The following is a 22,708-nucleotide window of genomic DNA, read 5'->3' as shown; positions in this document are numbered from 1 at the left end:
GACGTGGTAATAGCAAGAAAGAATAAGAAAGTTTTAAGTCCGGAAGATGTAAAAATAATATTTGAAGTTAAGATGTCACTGGTATGGAACTGGGAATATGATGTCACTACAAATTCGCTGACTGAAATTGGGGACTACAGGACTCACAAGGGCAAGCCCAGCTTTACCCGTTCAGATTCAATTCTAAAAGCTATTGGAAAGTGTATTGACATTAGGGTTTCCAACTGGAAGGCTTCCAAAATACCGTTGATTGTTATTGGAAATGCTCCTTTATCAAACGGTTTTTGCAAAAAGGCAGATTATTTAAAAAATGCCGGCATTATTCAGGGATTCTGGTCTTTAAATCCATTTCCTCTAAATCATGGAAATACTCGTAAAATCACTCCTAAAAAAGGTTTCATACGCTTTGATGATATCGATGAACTGAAATATAATCTCGATAATATGTTTGATGAGAATCTCAATTTCTTTTTGGGGATGAAAAATCCTGAAGAATTGGGTAAAATAATTGAAATGGCAAACAATCAAAATAATTATCAAAATAAGGGTTTAAAATTTTTAGAGTTAATTAACGGGTCTTAATATGTACAGAAAAACTAAAACTTCCTCTTTCGGATCAATTGTAAGGGAAAGTCATGATTCAAGTAAGTTTTACGCATCAAAATTATTCGATGATATAAAAATCCCTAAAAAAGTGGAATATGTGGAAAATAAGATTCCAGAAAGTGATTTGGATAAGCTGTATGCCAAATCCAGTGAAAATATGGATGAAATTCCGGACAATTCCATTCATCTTATGATTACATCACCCCCATATAATGTGGGAAAGGAATACGATAATGACTTGACATTAATGGAATATGAAGAGCTTTTGGGGAATGTTTTTGCCGAAAGCTATAAAAAACTGGTAACCGGCGGAAGGGTATGCATTAACATAGCCAATCTTGGAAGAAAACCATATCTGCCATTACACATGATTGTAATTAACATAATGCTGAACCTGGGATTTTTAATGCGTGGGGAAATAATCTGGGACAAATCTGCCAGTGCAGGAGGTTCATGTGCCTGGGGAAGTTGGATGTCTGCTTCAAATCCTGTTTTAAGGGATTTTCATGAATACATTCTTGTTTTTTCAAAGGAGTCCTATTCTAAAAATAAGGCTCAGGAGAAAAAGGACACCATATCCAAACAAGATTTTATTCAATGGACAAAAAGCATCTGGACTTTTCCGGCAGTTAACGCCAAACGAATAGGTCATCCCGCCCCGTTTCCTATTGAATTACCGCATAGATTAATCAATCTGTATAGTTATGAAGGGGATGTGATTTTAGACCCATTTTGCGGTAGTGGAACAACCTGTTTGGCAGCCATTCAAAATAATCGCAGATACATTGCCTATGATATTAATAAGGACTATATCGACCTATCTGAAAAAAGAATTTCCAAACATAATACCACTACAAAGAAGAGAATATAATAAATAATCCCAACAAATAATGACTGGTAAAAACAAGAATTATGGCGTGTTTTTATATTTTACTAGGAAAACATGCAGTTTAACTTACTGTATTATTTATTAATACAATGTTTAAGTTTCCAATAGAATAATGACTACTACTGTTAATATAAATTAATAGATACATTTTCTTTTAATTTAATACGTTGATATTAACATTAATATCCGTGTTTTTGGATTTAGGTTTGTTTTTTGGGCTGTGATTTATTAATGAATGGTTTCAGAAAGTTAGTTTTGAGTAGCTAATAGCGGATGTTAATGCGAATACTTTATTAAATGCCTTAATTTTTTTCGCACTTAAAACAGAACCGCTATATATATATATCCGTTAATAGATTTTCAATTAAATTGATAAAATGTGATTTTTATGGGATTATTTGATAGATTTAAAACACAAAAGTGGCAACATGATGAAGAAAATGTTAGGATGGAAGCTGTTCGAGAATTAAACGACCAAAAAATTTTACAAAAAATTGCCAAAAATGATGATAGTCTTTATGTTAGAAAGGCAGCTGTTAAAAAAATCAATGATGAAGTCTTTTTACAAGATGTTGCCAAAAATGATTCAGCATGGATGGTTCGTGAGGAAGCTATTGAAAATATTAAAAATAACAATATTTTAATAGACATTGCTAAAACTGCCAGCGAATATGATTCCCGTAGAGCAGCTATAAAAAGAATCAGTGACACAGATATTTTAGCAGATATTGCTCAACATGATTCTAGTGAATATGTTCGTAGGGAAGCCGTTAAAAAAATTAATAATGTGGATCTTTTAGCAGATATTGCTCAACATGATTCTGATTGGCAGGTTCGTAGTGATGCTGTTGACAAAATAAATAACATGGATATTATAATTAATCTTGGTCTAAATGACCCTGATTGGCAGGTTCGTAATCAGGCGGTCAAAAAAATTGATGACCAATCTGTTTTAGTAGAGATAGTTCAAAATGATTCTTATTATACTGTTCGTGAAAATGCTATTAAAAAGGTTAATGATGTTGATGTTTTAAACAATGTTGCTCAAAATGATGAAAATGAGTATGTAAGAGAAGAAGCAATTAAAAAGATTGAAAAATTAACTCCATCTTCACAAGCTATGGATGAGGGAGAAATTAAAACGACTGAAAATTTAACTCCTTCACAAAATATTATTAAGAACACAATCGAAAATGTTGGTGGAAGTTTTGGAACTCAATCTATAGTAAATAAATCGGATATTGAAATTGCAAAGAATGGAGCTCCTGATGATCGTTATGATGCTATTTTACGCATTAATGATGATAATATTTTAAAAGAAATTGCTTTGCACCAAACTAATGATAATATTAAATCATTTACTATTAATAGAATTAATGATAAAGAAATTTTGACATTTTTCTCAAAAGATAGTAATAATCAAATATCTCAAACTGCGAATAATAGATTAAAACAACTCGGTTATAAGTAGATGTTATCTACTTATAATATTCTTTTTTAATATTGAGAAATAAATAAAAGTTTTAAAAGAAAATTTTAAATTTCATTGGATGTTATCTCATAAAAGAAAAAGAGTTAATATTAACGACTACATTTTCACAAATCAATCTTGTTTTCCATTGCGATATAAGCACCACTACAGAAAATAATCTCTTCTTACCATATACTTTTTCTAAACATAAGTCTTTTTAATAATGTTATCCAAACATATATAATAATAAGTTAATATGGGGATAATATGAATACACCAATAGTGATATTAAATTATAAAACTTATTTAGAATCAAGTGGTATAAATGCTTTAAATCTTGCACGTGATTTAGAGAGTGCTGCTGCAGAGTCTGGAATTACAATGGTCGGTGCTCCTCAGGCAGCGGACATTTATAGAATTTGTGATGAAACATCTTTACCTATTTTTGCTCAACATATTGATCCAATCACTCCTGGAGGTCATACTGGTGGAAACTTAATTGAAACACTGGTTGAAGCGGGGATTTCAGGTTCTTTAATTAATCATTCTGAAAAAAGAATGCAGCTTGCAGACATAGATGAAGTTATTCAATTATGCAAACAAAATGAAATTGAATCCTGTGTCTGTACAAACAATATTGCAACCAGTAAAGCAGTTGCAAGTTTAAACCCTGATGCAGTTGCTGTTGAACCTCCTGAACTTATCGGTACTGGCATACCTGTATCACAGGCACAGCCTGAAGTTGTAGAAGACAGTGTTAAAGGCGTAAAAGCCATCAACAAGGACGTTAAAGTTTTATGTGGTGCTGGAATCACTAATGGTGATGATATGAAAGCAGCTATGGATTTGGGTGCAGATGGTGTGCTTCTCGCTTCCGGAATCATAAAAGCTGAAAGTCCAAAGGATGCTTTGCTAGACCTCGTAAGTAAATTATAGATGAGTGGGAGTATGTCTGGAAATTTTAATACTATAGATGATTTTGATATTGAAGATAAAACTGTACTTGTCCGTATTGATGTTAACTCTCCGGTAGATCCTGGTTCTGGAATTATTTTGGATGATACAAGATTAAAACTGCACGCCCAAACAATCAAGGAATTGGCTAAAAAAGGTGCCCGTGTTGTAATTCTTGCTCATCAAAGCCGTCCGGGTAAAAAGGATTTCACTACCTTATCCCAGCATGCTGATGCTTTATCTGATATTTTAAACTTAAGAGTTAAATATGTGGATTCTATTTTTTCAACTTCAGCTAAAAAGGCTATTAAAGATTTAAAAGCTCATGAAATTCTTTTGCTTGAAAATGTAAGATTCTTTTCAGAAGAAACCCTTTCAAGGAGTCCTGAAGAACAGTCAAAAACCATTCTTGTAAGAGAATTATCTCCATTAATTGACTATTATGTAAATGATGCATTTGCTGCAGCTCATCGTTCACAGGCATCACTGGTAGGTTTTACAGTTAACACTCCATCAGCGGCAGGCCGTGTAATGGAAGAGGAGTTAACGGTTATTCAGAACGCTTTGGATAATGTGGAACATCCTTGCGTATTCCTCCTTGGTGGAATGAAACCTGACGATTCCATTGATGTTATGGAAAATGTATTGAGCAATGGAACCGCAGACTCAATATTGACTACAGGTATTGTTGCAAATATTGTTTTATGGGCGGCAGGTGTTGATATCGGTCAAGTTAATCGTGATTTTATTGCAAGTCGTGGATATGAAGATATGGTTGCCAAATCCAAGGATTTGATTGACAGATTTGGTGATAAGGTCAAATATCCTTTAGATATAGCTATTGACAGAGATGGTGAAAGAGTAGACATTGATTTTGAAGAAATTCCTAATGAATCCATTTTTGATATTGGTGTTAAAACTATCGCTTACTATGCAAATGAAATTAGGGATGCTAAATATATATTTGCCAATGGTCCTGCAGGAGTATTTGAAGACCCTAAATTTGCAATGGGTACTGAAGATTTAATCAATGCTATGGCAAATTCCAATGGTTTTTCATTAATCGGTGGAGGCCACATTGCAGCGGCTACCGCCGGACTTGGCTTGGAAGACCAGATGAGTCACTTAAGCAGTGGTGGCGGAGCTTGTATCAGTATGCTTGCAGGTAAAAAACTTGCTGCTGTAGAAGCTTTGAAAAACAGTAAAAAATAATCTTTTTTACTTTTATTTTTTTATAATGTATTATGAAGAATTTAGCTAATTTAATTTCATTTTCAAGAATCATATTATCAGTTTTTTTGTTATTCACACAGCCTTTATCCGTATATTTTTTCATGATTTTCATTCTGTGTGGAATCAGTGATATTTTGGATGGATATGTTGCCAGAACTTATGCTTTAAATAGTGATTTTGGGGCTGTTTTGGATTCATTTGCAGATGTTGTTTTCTTTTTCTGCTTTTTAATTCCAGTATTGTCTGTTCTGAATCTTAGTTATTTCATGATTTTGTGGATAATATGCATTTTTTTAATTAAATTTGTCTCTTTAGCTATTGGATTTAAAAAATTCAATAAGTTTTCATTTATTCATACGATTTTAAATAAAATAACTGGTGCATTTTTAATTTTACTTCCATTTATATTGCTCTTGTCCAAATCAAACTTAATTTTGGTTATTTTGTGTATGCTTGCTACTTTTGCGTCTTTAGAAGAAATGCTCATTTTAATTACTAATAAAAATTTAAATCTGGATTGTAAAAGTATTTTTGAAAAATAGAAAAATTAGCTATTAAAAATATTTAATAGCTCTTCAGATGCTTTTTTAGGATTATCCGCACTCATTATTGCACTGACTACTGAAAGTCCTGCAATTCCTGTATCTTTTAATTCACTGGCATTATCCAAGTTTATTCCGCCGATGGCAACAACGGGAATATTAATGGAATTAACTATATCAATCAATTCTTCTTTTGAAACACTTTCGGCATCATCTTTGGTTGCTGTTGGAAAAACGGCTCCGGTTCCTATATAGTCGGCACCGTCACGCTCTGCCTTTTTTGCTTCTTCAACAGTTGCTGCTGAAACACCTAAAATTTTATCCTCGCCAATTAATTTGCGCGTAACGTCACATGGCATGTCGCTTTGTCCTACATGAACACCGTCTGAATCAATAGCCAGTGCTATATCAACACGGTCATTAATTATTAGCGGAATATCATATTTTGTAGTTATTTCCTTGACTTTAAGTGCCAGATTATAAAACTCCAAGGTATCTGCAGTTTTTTCTCTGATTTGAACTACACTGACTCCACCAAGAATGGCTTCTTCAATAGTTTTTAGAAATTTTTCCTGGTTTTCACTGTTGTCTGTCACCAGATAAAGGGATAAATCTATATCATTCATAATATCTCAATTTTGGAATCGCTAACCAGTTCTTCTGCATCAGTTTTGTATAATTCATCGATTAAGAATGTTCTGAATGATGCTGTTCCGAGGTCATTTTCATCCACTTTTGCTCTTGCTTTTTCACCTGCTTTATTCATCATGAGTATTGCAAGTAAAGCTCCTTCAAAAGGACTTGTAGCCCCTACACAGCTTCCGACAATTGAAGATAACATACAGCCACTGCCGGTAATTAACGGCATCATTTCATCTCCGCCATGAATGGCTATTGTTGTTTTACCGTCACTTAAAATGTCAATAGGGCCGCTGGCAAGTATTACTGTATTTAATTTTTCAGCTGTTTGTGCAATGATTTCGCCGTTTGCTTTTAGGTTTTGGGTTGTGATTACATCATCATCACAGACGTCAACGCCTTTTGCGGTATTGTTTTCATCAATAACATTGAATAATTTTGCTATAGTTTTTATTTCGGTGATATTTCCACGTATTACTGCAATATCGTTATTTTCGATTAATTCGATTGTTGTATTGTTCCTGATTTCACTTACACCGACACCTACTGGATCTAATGTAATTGGTGTGTTTGTTTTTGTTGCGTGTGCTGAGCTGACTTTCATAGCTTTTATCTGGGATTGGTGTAATGTTCCAATGTTTATCACCAATGCACTTGCAATATTAATGATTTCTTCCATTTCTTCAGGTTCATTGGCCATAATTGGTGATGCACCAATTGCAAGAACTGCATTTGCACAGTCATTTACTGTAACGATGTTTGTAATGCAGTGAGTCAATGGACTTTTTTCTTTTACATTTTTCATTAATTCAGGTATTTTTTCCAGTAATTCGTTTTCACTATTTGTCATGATTATTAATTATAATTTTACTTTTATTTATAAATAGTGTTTTTAGATGATAGTTTTACGAAAAGTATTTAAGTGATATTTTATAAATTATATTATGTTGCATTAATAATATATTAGTTGCCTCGGTGGCTCAGCCTGGTAGAGCGCCAGACTTGTAATCTGGTGGTCGCGGGTTCAATTCCCGCCCGGGGCTTTAATATGTTGTTTTTCATGCTAAGTTAGTTAACTTTATATATAAAGAAATTTATATTATAATATGTTGTATGTTGTTGGGACCGTAGGGTAGCTTGGTCGATCCTTTGGGCTTTGGGAGCCTGAGACTCCGGTTCAAATCCGGGCGGTCCCATTTAAGTCCCGCCTTAGCTCAATTTGGCAGAGCGTTGGACTGTAGATCCAAATGTTGCTGGTTCAAGTCCGGCAGGCGGGATTTCAATTATTTTATTGAAGTCAGATAATTTTTTTTAAAAATCCTATCTTTTTTCAAAACATTTATATATGATGAGTGTCATATTAAATTAATAGTGTATAATTGAATACATCATTTAAGTGTTTTGCCCTGGTGGTGTAGGGGCTATCATGCGGGCCTGTCGAGCCCGCGACTCGGGTTCAAATCCCGGCCAGGGCGCTTAAATTATCATATGTTCATGGGCCCGTAGCTCAGTCTGGCAGAGCGCTTGGCTTTTAACCAAGCGGCCGCGGGTTCAATTCCCGTCGGGCCCGTTCTAATTTTATATTTAACTTTTCTAGCTGGAGGAAGAAATTTGAAGATAGATATTCAACAACATGATTTAGTACCAAAGCATGAAGTTATTTCAGAGTCTGAAAAAGAATTATTACAACAGAATTCTGATTTTGATATTAATAACCTTCCGAAAATAAAAATTAATGATCCTGTAGTTAAGGAATTAGCTAAAGATAGCGATATTTCTGCAGGCGATGTTTTAAAAATTACTCGTAATAGTAAAACAGCTGGTGAATTTATTTCTTATAGGATTGTTATTGAAGGTTAATATAATTTTAGAGTAAGTTTATATTGTTTAATTTCTGTATTTTTATGTTTTTTTAGAAATTCATTATAAATTAGTTTGAGATGAATTATCTTTTAATTAGATAGTTGGGAGTAAATTAAGAATAATGATTTAAAAATAATAAATAAGTTAAATTTTTGTTTATATTTATTTTTTTATTGTTTAATTTATTATTATGTTTATATAATGCTGGAGGAAGTCAATGACAGATAATAACTGGAAGTTAGTTGATGCATTTTTTGATAAATATGATTTAGTGGATCACCATATTAAATCATACAATGATTTTGTGAATAACAGAATTCAGAAAATTATTGACATTAGTGAACCTATTGTTATTGAAAACGATGAGACTGATGAAGAAACTGGTGAAATCAAAAAGGTTAAATACACTGTAAAAACTGGTGAAGTTAAAATCAAAAAACCATTTACTCGTGAAGCAGATGGTTCCAATAGTGATATTTATCCTACTGATGCCAGACTTAGAAATTTAAACTATTCTGCACACATGTACCTTGACATGGCATTGAATAAGGATGATGAAGAAAATCCTTTGGAAGAGGTTTACATTGGGGAATTGCCTGTAATGTTAAAATCCGATTACTGCTATCTCAACGGTCTTACTGCTGAAGAGTTATTAGAACATAATGAAGACCCTCAGGATTTAGGTGGATACTTCATTGTCAACGGTTCTGAAAGGGCTGTTGTAACCATGGAAGAGATTGCACCTAACAAGGTTATTCTTGAACGTGTAAAAGAAGTTGAAGACAGACATGCTAAAGCTGTTGTAACTTCAATCAGAAGTGGTTTCAGAGCCAGAATTACTTTGGAATATAAGAAACCACGTAAAAATAAAGCATTTTTAAGAGTATCTTTCCCTTATGTTCCTGGAGAAATTCCACTCGTTATTTTACTCAGAGCTTTAGGTTTATCTACTGATCAACAAATTATTACTAAAATTTCTGAATCAAATAACAATTTCCAAATGATTATTGCAGACGATATTAAAGTATCTGAAGAAGCTCTCAAAATAGACCCTGATGAAATGGAAGGATTAACTATTGAAGAGAGAAATGAATACTTAACCACTGCTGCTATTAAGTACATTGGAAATCGTGTTGCTTTTAAAATGTCTGAAGATTACCGTATTCAACGTGCTGAAGAAGTAATCGACCGTTACTTATTGCCTCACTTAGGTGATAGTGAAGAAAGACGTGCTGACAAAGCTACTTATTTGGCTGAAATGACTGAAATGTTACTTGAAGTAATCCATGAACAAAGAGAACCTCACGATAAGGACCATTATACTAATAAAAGACTCAGAGTTTCTGGAGATTTAATGGAAGATTTATTCAGAGTTGCTTTCACTAATTTAACCAGAGATATGAGTTATCAACTTGAAAGAAGTATTTCCAGAGGTAAAGAACTTTCCATCAAACAGGCTGTCCGTAGTGATGTTTTAACTGAAAATATTAAGCATGCAATCGCTACCGGAAATTGGGTTGGTGGAAGAGCTGGTGTAAGTCAGCTTTTAGACAGAACAAGTTACATGGGTACACTTTCACATTTAAGACGTGTTGTATCTCCATTAACAAGAAGTCAACCTCACTTTGAAGCAAGAGATTTGCACCCAACTCAGTTTGGTAAGATTTGTCCTAACGAAACTCCGGAGGGACCGAACTGTGGTTTGGTAAAGAATTTAGCTTTAATGTGTAATATTTCAGAAGGTTCTGATGAACAGGAAATTAAAGATATAATCGAAACTATGGATGTTGAATTGATTTAAGGAGGTGAAATGTTGACTAAATATACTGATGAAGATGTAATTAACGCTTACAAGTTTTTTGGATTTAATAAAATAGTTACTCATAAAAAAATTAGAGATGTTTTTGAAGAATTAGCCAATAAACATCATCCTGACAATGGCGGCGATGAAGAAAAAATGTCTGAAATCAATTATCATCATGACGCTATCAAAAACTTTTTTAAATCACACAAAAAATTAAGTAAAAATACAAGACTCAATAAGGAGTTTCATGAAATTTTTGACAATATTGAAATTCCGGTTGTTGAAGACGAAGCTATTGAAGAAGCTACCATTAATGAAGATGCAGAATCTGAGGAAATTGCTTTAAGTGAAGAAGTTCCTGTAGAAGATTTTAATGAAGTTGAAGAAGTTGTAGAAACTCCAGTATCTGCTCCTAAACTCAAAACTAAAATTTATATAAACGGTGAACTTTTCGGAACTTGTGATGACCCTGTTAAATTCACTCAGGAAATGAGAATGAAAAGAAGAAAAGGTCAGATTTCTCATGAAATGAACATTACCTATTATGAAGACAATAATGAGATTTATATTTTCAATGACCCTGGTAGGGCAAGAAGACCTTTAATTATCGTTGAAGACGGTCAACCACTCCTCACTGAAGATCATATCAATAAAATTGCTAAAGGCAAATTCAAATGGGATGACCTAATCGATAAAGGTGTCATCGAATATTTGGATGCTGAAGAAGAGGAAAATTCCTATATTGCAATGAGATTAAATGAATTGAATCCTGATCATACTCACTTGGAAATTGACCCTGCTACCATGTTAGGTATCTGTGCAGGTATTATTCCATTTTCAGACCACAATTCCTCTCCAAGGAACACTATGGAAGCAGGTATGACAAAACAGGCTTTAGGATTATATGTATCCAACTATGCATTCCGTACCGATACCAGAGCTCACTTGTTACACCATCCTCAAACTCCTATTGTTAAAACACGTATCATTGACTCAACTAACTATGATTTAAGACCGTCCGGTCAGAACTTTGTCGTTGCATTAATGAGTTATGAAGGATATAACATGGAAGACGCAATGGTTATCAACAAAGGTTCTCTTGAAAGAGGATTAGGAAGGTCTTCATTTTTCAGATCTTATGACACTTCCGAGAAAAGATATCCTGGTGGACAGGAAGATAACTTTGAAGTTCCTGATAAAAACATTAAAGGATACCGTTCCGAAGAAGCTTACAGACACTTGGATGAATATGGTGTCGTTAATCCTGAATCCTATGTTGAATCAGGTGATGTATTGATTGGTAAAACTTCACCTCCAAGATTCTTAGGTGAATTCGATGAATTAGCTAGTGCTGCAGAAAAAAGAAGAGAAACTTCCGTAACAGTACGTCACGGTGAAAAAGGTATTGTTGATGCAGTACTTTTAACTGAAACCATTGAAGGTTCAAGACTTGCTAAAATCAGAGTAAGAGATACCAGGCAGCCTGAATTTGGTGATAAATTCGCATCAAGACACGGTCAGAAAGGGGTTATTGGTTTAATCTTATCTCCTGAAGACGTACCTTTCACAGAGTTTGGTGTTGTGCCTGATTTAATTGTTAATCCGCACGCTATCCCTTCAAGGATGTCTGTAGGTCAGGTGCTTGAGATGGTTGCAGGTAAAGCAGGTTGTCTTGAAGGAGAACGTATTGACGGCACTCCTTTCAATAAGGAACTTGAAAAAACAATCAAACAGCACTTATTGAACCACGGATTCGAATCTGCAGGATGTGAATCATTATATAATGGTGTAACCGGTGAAAGAATCGAAGCTGAAATCTTCGTTGGAGTAGCATATTACCAGAAATTACACCACATGACCACTGATAAAGTTTATGCTCGTTCCAGAGGTCCAGTACAAGTACTTACACGTCAGCCTACTGAAGGTAGAGCACGTGAAGGTGGTTTAAGGTTTGGAGAAATGGAAAGAGATTGTCTTATTGCACACGGTGCAGCTTTAACCTTAAAAGAAAGACTTTTAGACGAATCAGATAAATATGAAGCAATCGTCTGTGAACATTGTGGAATGTTAGCTGTTGAAGATAAAAATAGAAATAAAAAATATTGTCCGATTTGTGGAGATGTAGAAACTTATCCTGTCGAAATATCATACGCATTTAAATTATTATTAGACGAACTTAAAAGTTTATGTATCTTCCCTAAATTAGTTTTAGGAGACAAAGCATAATATTGAAGGAGCCGATACATTGAAAGAATTTATCAAAAAAATTGAAAGAATTAACTTTGGATTAATGTCTCCAGAGGATATTCGTAAAATGTCTGTTGTTCGTGTTGAAACTCCAGATACTTATGACTCTGACGGTTATCCAATTGAAAATGGTTTGATGGATCCTCGTTTAGGTGTTTTAGACCCTTCACTCAGATGTCATACCTGTGGTGTCAGAGGTGGGGACTGTCAAGGACACTTTGGTAGTATTGAACTTGCAAGACCAGTTCTTCATGTAGGTTTTGGAGATATCATTCATAAAATATTACGTTCAACCTGTAACGAATGTGGACGTGTTCTCTTGCCTGAAGATGTTTTAGAAGACTACAGAGAAAAAATATCTGATGCTTTAAATCATAAGGAAAACTTAGAGGATATCCTTAAAAAGATCCAAAATGACGCTAAAAAAGTTGAAATGAATGAAGCTAAACAAAATGATATCGTCAATAAAATCATGGACCAGCTTTATCCTGAAGACGCTGACTATGACGAAATCGAAAGAGACGAAATTTTGAAAAACATCTTAAATCAACTTTATGCTGAAGCATACATGATGAGGGATGAAACTGAAGAAAAACCTCAATTTTCATACATCGATCCAAAAATGCTTTGTCCTCACTGTAGGAAAAACCAACCTTTAGCAGACATTGAAGCAAGCTACGACGTGCTTGAAACTAAAAACACTGCAGATATTAACAAAATCAAGGAAAATATCCGTGACAATATCGAAAGTGATTACGCTAAAAAAATAGCCAAAATAGATAAAAAGCTCGAAGAACTTCAAGGTGCTGAAGAAGTGGACAGTGAAGCTGTTGAAAAACTCGAAGATGAAAGGGCTAAAGTTGTTGAAGACCAGGAAATCAAATCCGATAAAAAATTCGAAACTGAATTTAAAAGAAGTCTTCCTATATTCATCAGAACTTACGTTCAAAATCTTGTTCAGGAACCTATCATCTTGGATAAACCTACTACAATCAGTCAAGGGGATTACAAATTAACCGCTTCTGAAATCAGGGAAAGATTAGAAAGAATTACTGATGAGGATATCTACATTTTAGGTATTAACCCTGAAGTGGCAAGACCTGAATGGTTAGTTTTAACCGTTTTACCGGTTCCTCCAGTAACCGTAAGACCTTCTATTACTTTAGATACTGGTGAACGTTCAGAAGACGACTTGACTCACAAGTTAGTGGATATCTTACGTATCAATCAGAGATTAGTTGAAAACATGGAAGCAGGTGCTCCTCAATTAATCGTTGAAGACTTGTGGGATTTATTACAATATCACGTTACTACTTACTTTGATAATGAAGCTAGTGGTGTTCCACCATCCAAACACAGATCTGGAAGACCTTTAAAAACCTTAACTCAAAGGTTAAAAGGAAAAGAAGGAAGGTTCAGATCCAACCTTTCAGGTAAACGTGTAAACTTCTCTGCACGTACTGTAATCTCTCCAGATCCAAACATCAGTATTAACGAAGTCGGTGTTCCTGAAATGATTGCAAAAGAGGTAACCGTACCTGCTTATGTAAACGACTGGAACATTGATGAAATCAAGACTTATGTTGAAAACGGTCCGGATGTACACCCTGGTGCAAACTATATGATTACCGAATCTGGAAGCAGAAGGAAAATCAACGAAGAAACCAAAGAGTTCATCTTAGAGAACTTAAAACCTGGTGACATTGTAGAAAGACACCTTAAAGATGGAGATATGGTTTTATTCAATCGTCAACCTTCACTTCACAGAATGAGTATGATGGCTCACGAAGTAAGAGTATTACCTTACAAAACTTTCAGATTAAACTTATGTGTATGTCCTCCATACAATGCAGACTTTGATGGAGACGAAATGAACATGCACGTTTTCCAGACTGATGAATCCCGTGCAGAAGCAAAATCATTAATGCGTGTACAGGAACATATCTTGTCTCCAAGGTTCGGTGGACCTATTATCGGTGCAATTCACGACCACATTTCCGGAGCATACCTGTTAACAAGAAAATCAATGAAATTCACAGAAGAACAGGCTTTACAGATTGTCCGTAAATCTCATTTACCAATTCCGGAAAACGACGGTGAAAAATGGTTATTAAAAGCTGAATCAGAAGAAAGCCCTGAAATCGAAAGGGAAATAGCCAAAAAGACCAAAAATGTCCGTGGAACCAAAGCAGATAAAGAGACTTACCTTAACACTTTAGACTTAACTGAAGATGAAAAGGCTAAACGTCTTAAAGCTAACAAATGGACTGATGAAGAAAAAGAAATCATCAAAGATATTGCACACAAACGTATTGCTGATGAAATCACTGCAAAATATTCATCTGAAGGTGAAGAAAATACTGATTCACTCATCATCAAATATAACGGTGAAGAATGGACAGGTAAAGAATTGTTCTCATTACTTTTACCTAATAATTTGAACTTAACTTATAAGGCTGAGATTTGTACCAAATGTGGTCAATGTGACAGAATCTTAAGAGAAGCTCCGGATTTGGACGTTGTAGATTATGAACATCTATGCCCAATTGACGCATACGTCATGATTGAAAACGGTATCCTAAAACATGGAGTAATCGATGAAAAAGCATACGGATCCATGTCCGGTCAAATCTTGGATAAAATAGTTAAAGAATATGGTCCGGGAAGAGCAAAAGAATTCTTAGACAGATCCACTGACTTAGCTATCTGCGGAATCATGGTAACCGGTATTACCACCAGTCTAAACGACGAAGAGATTCCTGAAGAAGCTCAGGCAAGGATTAATGAGCACTTACAAAAATCTGAAGAAAAAGTAGACAGATTAATTGATGCTTATAATGAAGGTATTCTTGATGCATTACCTGGTAGAAGCCTTGAAGAAACCTTAGAAATGAGAATCATGCAAGTTCTCGGGGAAGCTAGGGATAAATCTGGTGAAATCGCAGAAGATTACTTAACTATGGAACACAACCACTCTGTTGTAATGGCACGTACCGGTGCTAGGGCATCCATGTTGAACCTAACTCAGATTACTTCCTGTGTAGGTCAGCAGGCAGTTAGGGGTGGACGTATCCACAGGGGTTACATTGAAAGAACCTTGCCTCACTTCAAGAGAAACGAGTTAGGGGCAAAGGCAAAAGGATTTGTACACTCAAGTTATAAATCAGGTCTTGACCCAATTGAATTCTTCTTCCACGCTATGGGAGGAAGAGAAGGTCTTGTAGATACTGCGATTCGTACAGCACAATCCGGTTATATGCAAAGAAGACTTGTAAACGCACTTCAAGATTTACAGGTAAAACCTTCAGGACTTGTAACTGACAATCAAAGTAATGTTGTTCAAAGAATCTTTGGTGACGATGGAGTAGATCCTGCTAAAAGTGACTTTGGTATAGCAGCAAACTTAGATAAACTCATAGAAGAGATTAAATTAGAAGAAAAATCTAATGAAATGGCAGGTAAATAAGGGGTGTAAATATGGAAGAATTAATTGAAAAAGTGCAAAATACTTTGGAAGAGCGTAATATTTGCATTCCAGAAAATTATGACATTAAAAATATTTTAATTGATTATGATTCAATAGAAGTCACAGATGACCTCTTTGAAGAAATAATCTCCAAATGCAAAAATATTAATTTAATCTGTAATTTATTAAATCAGTTTAATATGGATTTTGTTGAATTTTCAGAAACTTTAGAAGAAAACGATATCGAAATTTTAGATTATTATTATATTAAGAATATTTTCAATAAATATGATAAAAATCAGCTTTCAGATGAGGATTTGGAATCAATCATTGATGAAATCCGCATCATCGATAAGGTTTTAAAAGTCTTATTCGATAAAGGTATCGAATTCCCTAAAGGATATGTGGAAGATTTAGCAAATGCTTATGTTCGTCGTGATTTAACTGATGATGAATTAGACAAACTTGCAGACAAGTTAAAAACTGCCTATGACCGAGCTCACGTTGAAGCTGGAGAGGCTGTTGGAACAGTAGCTGCACAATCTGTTGGTGAACCTGGTACTCAGATGACTATGCGTACTTTTCACTATGCAGGGGTTACTGAGTTAAACGTAACATTGGGTCTTCCTAGACTTATTGAAATTGTTGATGCAAGAAAAGACATTGCAACACCAACAATGGATATTTACTTTGAGGAAGACAAACGTCAGGATGAAGAGTTCGTTAAAACTTTAGCTAATAAAATTGGTAAAAGTACTATTAACGACATTCTCGATGACTTTAATTTAAATTACGCTGAAATGCAAGTTGAAGCTACATTATCAGATAAAAAGATAGATGAAAGAAGACTTGTAAAAGAGGATATTATTCAAAAAATCGAGGCTGACTTCAAAAAAGAGAAACCTGAAATTAACGGTAATCTCATAATAATCAAGCCTAAACAGGATGGAGACGAAAGACACAGAATCCGTAATCTCCGTTTATTAGCGGATAAAGTTCGTGATTTACAAATCAGTGGAGTTAAAAAAATCGGTAAAGTTATTATCCGTAAAGATGAAGAATGGGTTATTCACACTGAAGGATCCAATCTTAAGGAAATTTTATCTTTTGATGGAATCGATGCTAGAAGAACTACCACTAACAGTATTCGTGAAATTGAAGATGTTTTAGGTATTGAAGCAGCTCGTCAATCAATAATTAATGAAGCTAATAATACTCTCTCAGAGCAAGGTCTTACTGTTGATGTAAGGCATATTATGTTAGTTGCAGATATCATGACTTCAGAAGGAGAAGTTAAATCCATCGGAAGACATGGTATTAGTGGTGAAAAATCAAGTGTTTTAGCACGTGCAGCTTTTGAAGAAACCGGTAAGCATTTACTTAACGCAAGTATTCGCGGTGAAGTGGATGATTTAACTGGTATCATCGAAAATATTATTATTGGACAACCAATACCTCTTGGTACCGGATCAATCGGTGTCAAAATGGCAAAAAATGAATAGGAGGCTAGATGATGGACGTAGATAGAGGAATCAGAGTAGCTGTCGATACAGGCGATGTAACTTTAGGCTCTGAAAAATCAATTCAATCTTTAAAATTAGGAAAAGGTCAACTCGTTGTTGTTGCTCAAAACGCTCCTAAAGATATCCTTGAAGATGTTGAATATTATGCAAAACTCTCAGAAATTCCTTGTCACATTTATGATGGAACAAGTGTCGACTTAGGTTCTGTTTGTGGTAAACCTTTTACCGTTGCTACATTAATCGTTAACGATCCAGGAGATTCTACTATATTAGACGATTTGAGGTAGATTTACGTGTCTATTAAATTTGGTGCAAATGAAATAAGATTCATAGCTCTATTCGAAAACATGACTGGAGCAATGGTTAAGGATTGCATTATCGATGATGATAACAATAAGGTTACTTTCGTTGTTAAGCAAGGAGATATGGGGTTAGCCATAGGCAAACGTGGAAGTACCGTATCTAAAGTTCAAAGAGCAGTAGACAGAGGAGTTGAAGTCATAGAATATAATGAAGATCCAGCTCAATTTATCAGAAACATTTTATCTCCGGCCGAGTTGCAGAATGTAAAAATTTCAACCAGGAAAACCGGAGAAAAAATTGCTACTGTTTCAACAGACAATACCAATAAGCGTATCGCTATTGGTAAAAGTGGTATTAACATTGAAAGGGCTAAATTATTAGCTAATAGACTTCATAATATTGACAACATTATTTTAAAATAGCTTTCTTTAAGCTATTTTTAATATTTTTTTTATTTCATTTTTTTGAAATTTAATTTTTTTTAATTTTTGAACTTAAAAAACCATACCTTTATAAAGGTTAAAAAAGATATTTAAATGTAAGATATCTATACTTATTCAAACTTGACTATGTGTGCTTTTTGTCAATGTTTTATTATTCAAGATATCTTTGTTTTTAGATAAAACCAATGTTTTTTTATCTAATTAATTATTATTTACTAATTTATATCTTAGAATTTAGATTGTACTGTTAGTGAGCAGTATAAATCGCAGCGGTGGATTCTTAGATATGTTTTTTGACAAAATGTTTAGAGGAAAAAATTATGCCAGGACTTTTTGCTGCAAAAAAACTTAAAAAAAATAGACAAAATTTTAAGTGGAAAGATGTAGATTACAAAAGGAGAGCTTTAAGGTTAGACGTTAAAGCAGACCCTCTCGAAGGAGCTCCTCAAGCTAGAGGAATTGTAATCGAAAAAGTAGGGATAGAAGCAAAACAACCTAACTCTGCTATTCGTAAATGTGTACGTGTTCAATTAATTAAAAACGGTAAACAATTAACTGCTTTTGCACCAGGTGACGGAGCTATCGGGTTTATCGATGAGCACGATGAAGTTATGATTGAAGGAATTGGTGGACCATCCGGAAGATCCATGGGAGATATTCCAGGGGTTCGTTGGAAAGTTTCCAAAGTAAATAATGTAGCTTTATCAGAAATGGTAAGTGGAAAAATAGAAAAACCTATGAGATAAGGACGGTAATTTTTATGAGTAAATTATTTGATAAATGGGATCTCGATGAAGTAAAAGTTGAGGACTTAGGTTTAATTAAATACATCTGTTTAGATGAAACTCTCGTACCTCACACTTCAGGCAGACACGTAAAAAGACAATTTGCAAAATCCAAAGTATCCATTGTTGAAAGATTAATGAACAAAGTTATGAGAACCCACCTCAACTCAGGTAAGAAAAATAAAGCTTATAACATTGTAAAAGAAGCATTGGAAATTATCAACAGAAGAACTAAAAAGAACCCTGTTCAAGTTTTAGTTACCGCAGTTGAAAACACTGCTCCTCGTGAAGAAACTACCCGTATCAAATACGGTGGTATTGGATACCAAGTAGCTGTTGATATTTCTCCACAAAGAAGAGTTGATTTATCTTTAGGTTTCTTAACTAGAGGTACTTTACAATCATCATTCAAAAACAAAAGATCTGTTGCTGAATGTTTAGCTGATGAATTAATACTCGCTTCTGAAGAAGATTCAAGAAGTTTTGCTTTACAAAAAGCTGAAGAAAAAGAAAGAGTTGCTAAAGCAGCACACTAATCATATTCATATTTAGGTGGTTATCTTGAGTAGAAGAGACAAAATGATTGCAAAAATCAAAGAATTAATGTATGAACCTACCCAAATCAGAAACATCGGTATCTGTGCTCACATCGACCACGGTAAAACCACTTTATCTGACAACCTCTTAGCAGGTGCAGGTATGATTTCTGAGGAACTTGCTGGTGACCAAAGATTCTTGGATTTTGATGAACAAGAACAAGCACGTGGTATCACTATCGATGCAGCAAACGTATCTATGGTACACGATTACAAAGAAAACGAATACTTAATCAACTTAATCGATACTCCAGGACACGTTGACTTCGGTGGGGACGTAACTCGTGCTATGAGAGCTGTAGACGGTGCAGTAGTTGTTGTTTGTGCTGTAGAAGGTATCATGCCTCAAACAGAAACTGTATTCAGACAAGCTTTAAAAGAAAACGTTAAACCAGTTTTATTCATTAACAAAGTTGACAGATTAATCAACGAGTTAAAATTAGAACCTGAAGAATTACAGAACAGATTCTTAAAAATCTTCATGGAAGCTAACAAATTAATCAAAAACATGGCTCCTGAAGACAAAAAAGATGAATGGGCTTTAGATTTCACTAATGGTAGTGTAGCATTCGGTTCAGCTTACCACAACTGGGCTATCAATGTTCCAACCATGCAAGAAACTGGAATTAACTTTAAAGACATCATTGAATACTGTAACGCTGAAAATGAAAAAGAATTAGCTCAAAAAGTACCTTTATCTGATGTATTATTAGGTATGGTAGTTGAACACTTGCCTTCCCCTAAAGAAGCTCAAGTTTACAGAGTACCTAACATCTGGGATGGAGACATCGAATCTCCTGCAGGTAAATGTATGATTGAAACTGCTCCTGACGGACCTTTAGCTGTAATGGTTACCAACGTATCTGTAGATAAACACGCTGGTGAAATTGCAACCGGTAGGGTTTACGGAGGAGCTATTGAAAAAGGTACAGAAGTATATCTCGTTGGTTCTCATGGTAAATCCAGAGTACAACAAGTAGGTGTATACTTCGGTCCTGAAAGAGTTAATACCGATAAAGTTCCTGCAGGTAACATTGTATATGTTGCTGGTGCAAAAGGTGCTATCGCAGGGGAAACCTTATGTTCACCTGAAGACAAAATCAAAGAGTTTGAAGGTTTAGAACACATCTCAGAACCTGTAGTTACTGTAGCTGTTGAAGCTAAAAATACTAAAGATTTACCAAAATTAATTGAAGTATTAAGACAAACCGGTAAAGAAGATCCTACCGTTAAAATCGATATTAATGAAGAAACCGGTGAACACTTAGTATCCGGTATGGGAGAACTTCACTTGGAAGTTATTGGTTACAGAATCAATGAAAAAGGTGTAGATATCACAACTTCTGAACCGATTGTTGTATACAGAGAAACTGTAAGACAACTTTCACCACAAGTTGAAGGTAAATCTCCAAACAAACATAACAGATTCTACATAACTGTTGAACCTATTGAACCAAGCCTTTACGATGCTATCCAAGAAGGAAACATCAAAGAAGGTAGGGTAAAAGGTAAAGAATCTGCTAATGACTTCATGGAATATGGATTAGATAAAGAAGAAGCTAGAAGAGTATGGGCTGTTCACAACAGAAGTATCTTCCTTAACATGACTCGTGGTATTCAATACTTGGATGAAGTTAAAGAATTGTTACTCGAAGGATTTGAAGCAACCCTTGAAGGTGGTCCTTTAGGTGAAGAAATCTGTATGGGATTAAAATTCAAACTCCACGATGCAAAACTTCACGAAGACGCAGTTCACAGAGGACCTGCACAAGTATTGCCTGCTATCAGAAACGCAATCTTAGGTTCCATGACTCTTGCAGAACCTGCATTACTCGAACCTATGCAAAAAGTAGTTATTGACACTCCAAATGATTACATGGGTGCATGTACTCGTGAAATCCAAAACAGAAGAGGTCAAATTGTTGACATGGGTCAAGAAGGAGACATGGCAAGAATCGAATCCAAAGTTCCTGTAGCTGAAATGTTCGGTTTCGCTGGTGATATCAGATCCGCAGCAGAAGGTAGATGTTTATGGTCTACTGAAATTGCAGGATTTGAACCACTCCCACGTGAAATGCAAAGTCAAATCGTGAGAGAAATCAGACAAAGAAAAGGTTTATCTCCAGAACCGTTCCCTACAAGTCACTACTTAGGAGACGTATAAATTTAAAAATTAAAATTTAATTTTTTTATTTTTTTATATTTTTTATAAAAAATTCATGAAAAAACATTATCTATTTATATGTTAAAATATAAATTAAATTTAAGCTAACATTTAAGCTTATTAATGTTTGTTAATATATATTTAAAATGAGGTATTATAATGGCAAAAGAAAAAGAACATCTTAACTTAGCATTTATTGGACACGTTGACCACGGAAAATCCACTTTAGTTGGACACTTATTATTAAAAGCTGGTGCAATCGCTGAACAACAATTAGATGATGGAGAAAACAAATTCAGATTTGTTATGGACAAATTAGGAGAAGAAAGAGAAAGAGGAGTAACTATCGATTTAGCTCACCAAAAATTCTCTACCAAAAAATACGACTACACTGTTGTAGATTGTCCTGGACACAGAGACTTCGTTAAAAACATGATCACTGGTGCTTCCCAAGCAGACGCTGGTGTTTTAGTAGTTGCAGCAGACGACGGTGTAATGCCTCAAACTAAAGAACACGTTTTCTTATCAAAAACTTTAGGTATTAACCAATTAATCGTTGCTATTAACAAAATTGATTTAGTTGACTACTCTGAAGACAAATTCAACGAATTAAAAGAAGAAGTATCAAACTTAATTAAAACTGTAGGTTTCAACCCTGCTGATGTACCTTTCATCCCATTATCTGCATTTGAAGGGGACAACATTGACGAATCATCTCCAAACACTCCTTGGTACAAAGGAGATTGTTTAATTGATGCATTAGACAAATTATCTGCTCCTGAAAAACCTACTGACTTACCTTTAAGAGTTCCTATCCAAGATGTTTATTCCATTACTGGTGTAGGTACTGTACCTGTAGGAAGAGTAGAAACTGGTGTAATGAAAAAAGGTGAAAACGTTATCTTTGAACCTGCTGGAGCTTCCGGTGAGGTAAAATCTATCGAAATGCACCACGAAATCTTTGATGTTGCTGAACCTGGTGACAACATTGGATTCAACGTAAGAGGTGTAGGTAAAAACGATATCAGAAGAGGAGACGTTGCAGGACACGTAGATTCAGCACCTACTGTTGCTAAAGAATTCGATGCACAAGTTGTTGTTTTACAACACCCTGGTGTAATTACCGTTGGATACACTCCTGTATTCCACTGTCACACTTCACAAACCGCATGTACTTTCT

At 34.7% G+C, this 22,708-nt stretch carries 19 protein-coding genes and 5 tRNA genes; 22 read left to right on the top strand and 2 right to left on the bottom strand.

Annotated elements, in window-relative coordinates; genetic code table 11:
- Window positions 1-3: 3 nt before the first annotated feature.
- The 6 genes from ACKI44_RS01735 (at window position 4) to ACKI44_RS01710 (ending at window position 5,695) form a co-directional block, all read left to right on the top strand.
- Window positions 4-582 (top strand): hypothetical protein, encoded by a 579-nt coding sequence (locus ACKI44_RS01735; RefSeq protein ID WP_407420975.1) that lies wholly within the window; start codon window positions 4-6, stop codon window positions 580-582.
- Between the two features lies 1 nt (window position 583).
- Window positions 584-1,477, top strand: a complete 894-nt coding sequence (locus tag ACKI44_RS01730) for a DNA-methyltransferase (RefSeq protein WP_407420974.1) — start codon at window positions 584-586, stop codon at window positions 1,475-1,477.
- A gap of 466 nt (window positions 1,478-1,943) precedes the next feature.
- On the top strand, window positions 1,944-2,966 hold the full coding sequence (locus ACKI44_RS01725; protein WP_407420973.1) for a HEAT repeat domain-containing protein: 1,023 nt from the start codon (window positions 1,944-1,946) through the stop codon (window positions 2,964-2,966).
- A 267-nt stretch (window positions 2,967-3,233) separates the two neighbouring features.
- Window positions 3,234-3,902 (top strand): triose-phosphate isomerase, encoded by a 669-nt coding sequence (gene tpiA / locus ACKI44_RS01720; RefSeq protein WP_407420972.1) that lies wholly within the window; start codon window positions 3,234-3,236, stop codon window positions 3,900-3,902.
- Window positions 3,903-3,914: 12 nt separating this feature from the next.
- A complete protein-coding gene (locus ACKI44_RS01715) occupies window positions 3,915-5,132 on the top strand; it encodes a phosphoglycerate kinase (protein ID WP_407420971.1) in 1,218 nt (405 codons plus the stop codon).
- A 32-nt stretch (window positions 5,133-5,164) separates the two neighbouring features.
- Window positions 5,165-5,695: a CDP-alcohol phosphatidyltransferase family protein gene (locus ACKI44_RS01710; protein ID WP_407420970.1), complete on the top strand. Its 531-nt coding sequence runs from the start codon at window positions 5,165-5,167 to the stop codon at window positions 5,693-5,695.
- A gap of 5 nt (window positions 5,696-5,700) precedes the next feature.
- Here the strand turns inward: ACKI44_RS01710 and thiE are convergent, their stop codons facing one another.
- Window positions 5,701-6,321 carry a thiamine phosphate synthase gene (gene thiE, locus ACKI44_RS01705; RefSeq protein ID WP_407420969.1) on the bottom strand — a complete coding sequence of 207 codons (621 nt, stop codon included), beginning with the start codon at window positions 6,319-6,321 and terminating at the stop codon, window positions 5,701-5,703.
- Window positions 6,318-7,184 carry a hydroxyethylthiazole kinase gene (gene thiM / locus ACKI44_RS01700; protein WP_407420968.1) on the bottom strand — a complete coding sequence of 289 codons (867 nt, stop codon included), beginning with the start codon at window positions 7,182-7,184 and terminating at the stop codon, window positions 6,318-6,320. Before thiM ends, thiE begins: the two co-directional genes overlap by 4 nt.
- Window positions 7,185-7,303: 119 nt before the next feature.
- Here thiM and ACKI44_RS01695 point away from each other — a divergent pair.
- From ACKI44_RS01695 to tuf, 16 genes are all read left to right on the top strand, one after another.
- Window positions 7,304-7,377: transfer RNA gene (locus ACKI44_RS01695), tRNA-Thr, on the top strand.
- A gap of 78 nt (window positions 7,378-7,455) precedes the next feature.
- A tRNA-Pro gene (locus ACKI44_RS01690) sits at window positions 7,456-7,530 on the top strand.
- 7 nt (window positions 7,531-7,537) lie between these two features.
- Window positions 7,538-7,611, top strand: a tRNA-Tyr gene (locus ACKI44_RS01685).
- Between the two features lie 126 nt (window positions 7,612-7,737).
- Window positions 7,738-7,809 (top strand) — tRNA-Asp (locus tag ACKI44_RS01680).
- 21 nt (window positions 7,810-7,830) lie between these two features.
- Window positions 7,831-7,904, top strand: a tRNA-Lys gene (locus ACKI44_RS01675).
- 41 nt (window positions 7,905-7,945) lie between these two features.
- Entirely contained in the window at window positions 7,946-8,194 is a 249-nt protein-coding gene (locus ACKI44_RS01670; RefSeq protein WP_407420967.1) for a DNA-directed RNA polymerase subunit H, read from the top strand.
- Window positions 8,195-8,414: 220 nt separating this feature from the next.
- Window positions 8,415-9,998: a DNA-directed RNA polymerase subunit B'' gene (locus ACKI44_RS01665; protein ID WP_407420966.1), complete on the top strand. Its 1,584-nt coding sequence runs from the start codon at window positions 8,415-8,417 to the stop codon at window positions 9,996-9,998.
- 9 nt (window positions 9,999-10,007) lie between these two features.
- Window positions 10,008-12,227: a DNA-directed RNA polymerase subunit B gene (rpoB, locus tag ACKI44_RS01660; protein WP_407420965.1), complete on the top strand. Its 2,220-nt coding sequence runs from the start codon at window positions 10,008-10,010 to the stop codon at window positions 12,225-12,227.
- A 64-nt stretch (window positions 12,228-12,291) separates the two neighbouring features.
- Window positions 12,292-15,714, top strand: coding sequence for a DNA-directed RNA polymerase subunit A' (locus tag ACKI44_RS01655; RefSeq protein WP_407421022.1), 3,423 nt, complete (start codon window positions 12,292-12,294; stop codon window positions 15,712-15,714).
- 113 nt (window positions 15,715-15,827) lie between these two features.
- Window positions 15,828-17,216 (top strand): DNA-directed RNA polymerase subunit A'', encoded by a 1,389-nt coding sequence (gene rpoA2 / locus ACKI44_RS01650; RefSeq protein WP_407421020.1) that lies wholly within the window; start codon window positions 15,828-15,830, stop codon window positions 17,214-17,216.
- A gap of 8 nt (window positions 17,217-17,224) precedes the next feature.
- Window positions 17,225-17,524, top strand: a complete 300-nt coding sequence (locus ACKI44_RS01645) for a 50S ribosomal protein L30e (RefSeq protein WP_303737095.1) — start codon at window positions 17,225-17,227, stop codon at window positions 17,522-17,524.
- A gap of 6 nt (window positions 17,525-17,530) precedes the next feature.
- On the top strand, window positions 17,531-17,962 hold the full coding sequence (locus ACKI44_RS01640) for a NusA-like transcription termination signal-binding factor (RefSeq protein ID WP_407420964.1): 432 nt from the start codon (window positions 17,531-17,533) through the stop codon (window positions 17,960-17,962).
- Window positions 17,963-18,303: 341 nt separating this feature from the next.
- Window positions 18,304-18,729 (top strand): 30S ribosomal protein S12, encoded by a 426-nt coding sequence (locus ACKI44_RS01635; protein WP_407420963.1) that lies wholly within the window; start codon window positions 18,304-18,306, stop codon window positions 18,727-18,729.
- A 14-nt stretch (window positions 18,730-18,743) separates the two neighbouring features.
- Window positions 18,744-19,304 carry a 30S ribosomal protein S7 gene (locus tag ACKI44_RS01630; RefSeq protein ID WP_407420962.1) on the top strand — a complete coding sequence of 187 codons (561 nt, stop codon included), beginning with the start codon at window positions 18,744-18,746 and terminating at the stop codon, window positions 19,302-19,304.
- Window positions 19,305-19,329: 25 nt separating this feature from the next.
- The gene (locus ACKI44_RS01625; protein ID WP_407420961.1) at window positions 19,330-21,528 is read left to right on the top strand and encodes an elongation factor EF-2; all 2,199 of its coding nucleotides are present in this window, start codon (window positions 19,330-19,332) and stop codon (window positions 21,526-21,528) included.
- Window positions 21,529-21,687: 159 nt separating this feature from the next.
- The coding region (gene tuf, locus ACKI44_RS01620; protein WP_407420960.1) for a translation elongation factor EF-1 subunit alpha at window positions 21,688-22,708 on the top strand (1,021 nt) is incomplete at its 3' end.

This window comes from Methanobrevibacter sp. (assembly GCF_045646205.1).
Taxonomy (GTDB): domain Archaea; phylum Methanobacteriota; class Methanobacteria; order Methanobacteriales; family Methanobacteriaceae; genus Methanocatella.
This window is presented reverse-complemented; position numbering and strand designations above follow the sequence as displayed.

Excerpts from the sequence above, each read along its gene's own strand:
- ACKI44_RS01730 (WP_407420974.1), top strand. The coding sequence starts at position 584 with ATGTACAGAAAAACTAAAACTTCCTCTTTCGGATCAATTGTAAGGGAA.
- ACKI44_RS01725 (WP_407420973.1), top strand. The coding sequence starts at position 1,944 with ATGGAAGCTGTTCGAGAATTAAACGACCAAAAAATTTTACAAAAAATT.
- tpiA (WP_407420972.1), top strand. The coding sequence starts at position 3,234 with ATGAATACACCAATAGTGATATTAAATTATAAAACTTATTTAGAATCA.
- ACKI44_RS01715 (WP_407420971.1), top strand. The coding sequence starts at position 3,915 with ATGTCTGGAAATTTTAATACTATAGATGATTTTGATATTGAAGATAAA.
- ACKI44_RS01710 (WP_407420970.1), top strand. The coding sequence starts at position 5,165 with ATGAAGAATTTAGCTAATTTAATTTCATTTTCAAGAATCATATTATCA.
- thiE (WP_407420969.1), bottom strand. The coding sequence starts at position 6,321 with ATGAATGATATAGATTTATCCCTTTATCTGGTGACAGACAACAGTGAA.
- thiM (WP_407420968.1), bottom strand. The coding sequence starts at position 7,184 with ATGACAAATAGTGAAAACGAATTACTGGAAAAAATACCTGAATTAATG.
- ACKI44_RS01665 (WP_407420966.1), top strand. The coding sequence starts at position 8,415 with ATGACAGATAATAACTGGAAGTTAGTTGATGCATTTTTTGATAAATAT.
- rpoB (WP_407420965.1), top strand. The coding sequence starts at position 10,008 with ATGTTGACTAAATATACTGATGAAGATGTAATTAACGCTTACAAGTTT.
- ACKI44_RS01655 (WP_407421022.1), top strand. The coding sequence starts at position 12,292 with ATGTCTCCAGAGGATATTCGTAAAATGTCTGTTGTTCGTGTTGAAACT.
- ACKI44_RS01645 (WP_303737095.1), top strand. The coding sequence starts at position 17,225 with ATGATGGACGTAGATAGAGGAATCAGAGTAGCTGTCGATACAGGCGAT.
- ACKI44_RS01635 (WP_407420963.1), top strand. The coding sequence starts at position 18,304 with ATGCCAGGACTTTTTGCTGCAAAAAAACTTAAAAAAAATAGACAAAAT.
- ACKI44_RS01630 (WP_407420962.1), top strand. The coding sequence starts at position 18,744 with ATGAGTAAATTATTTGATAAATGGGATCTCGATGAAGTAAAAGTTGAG.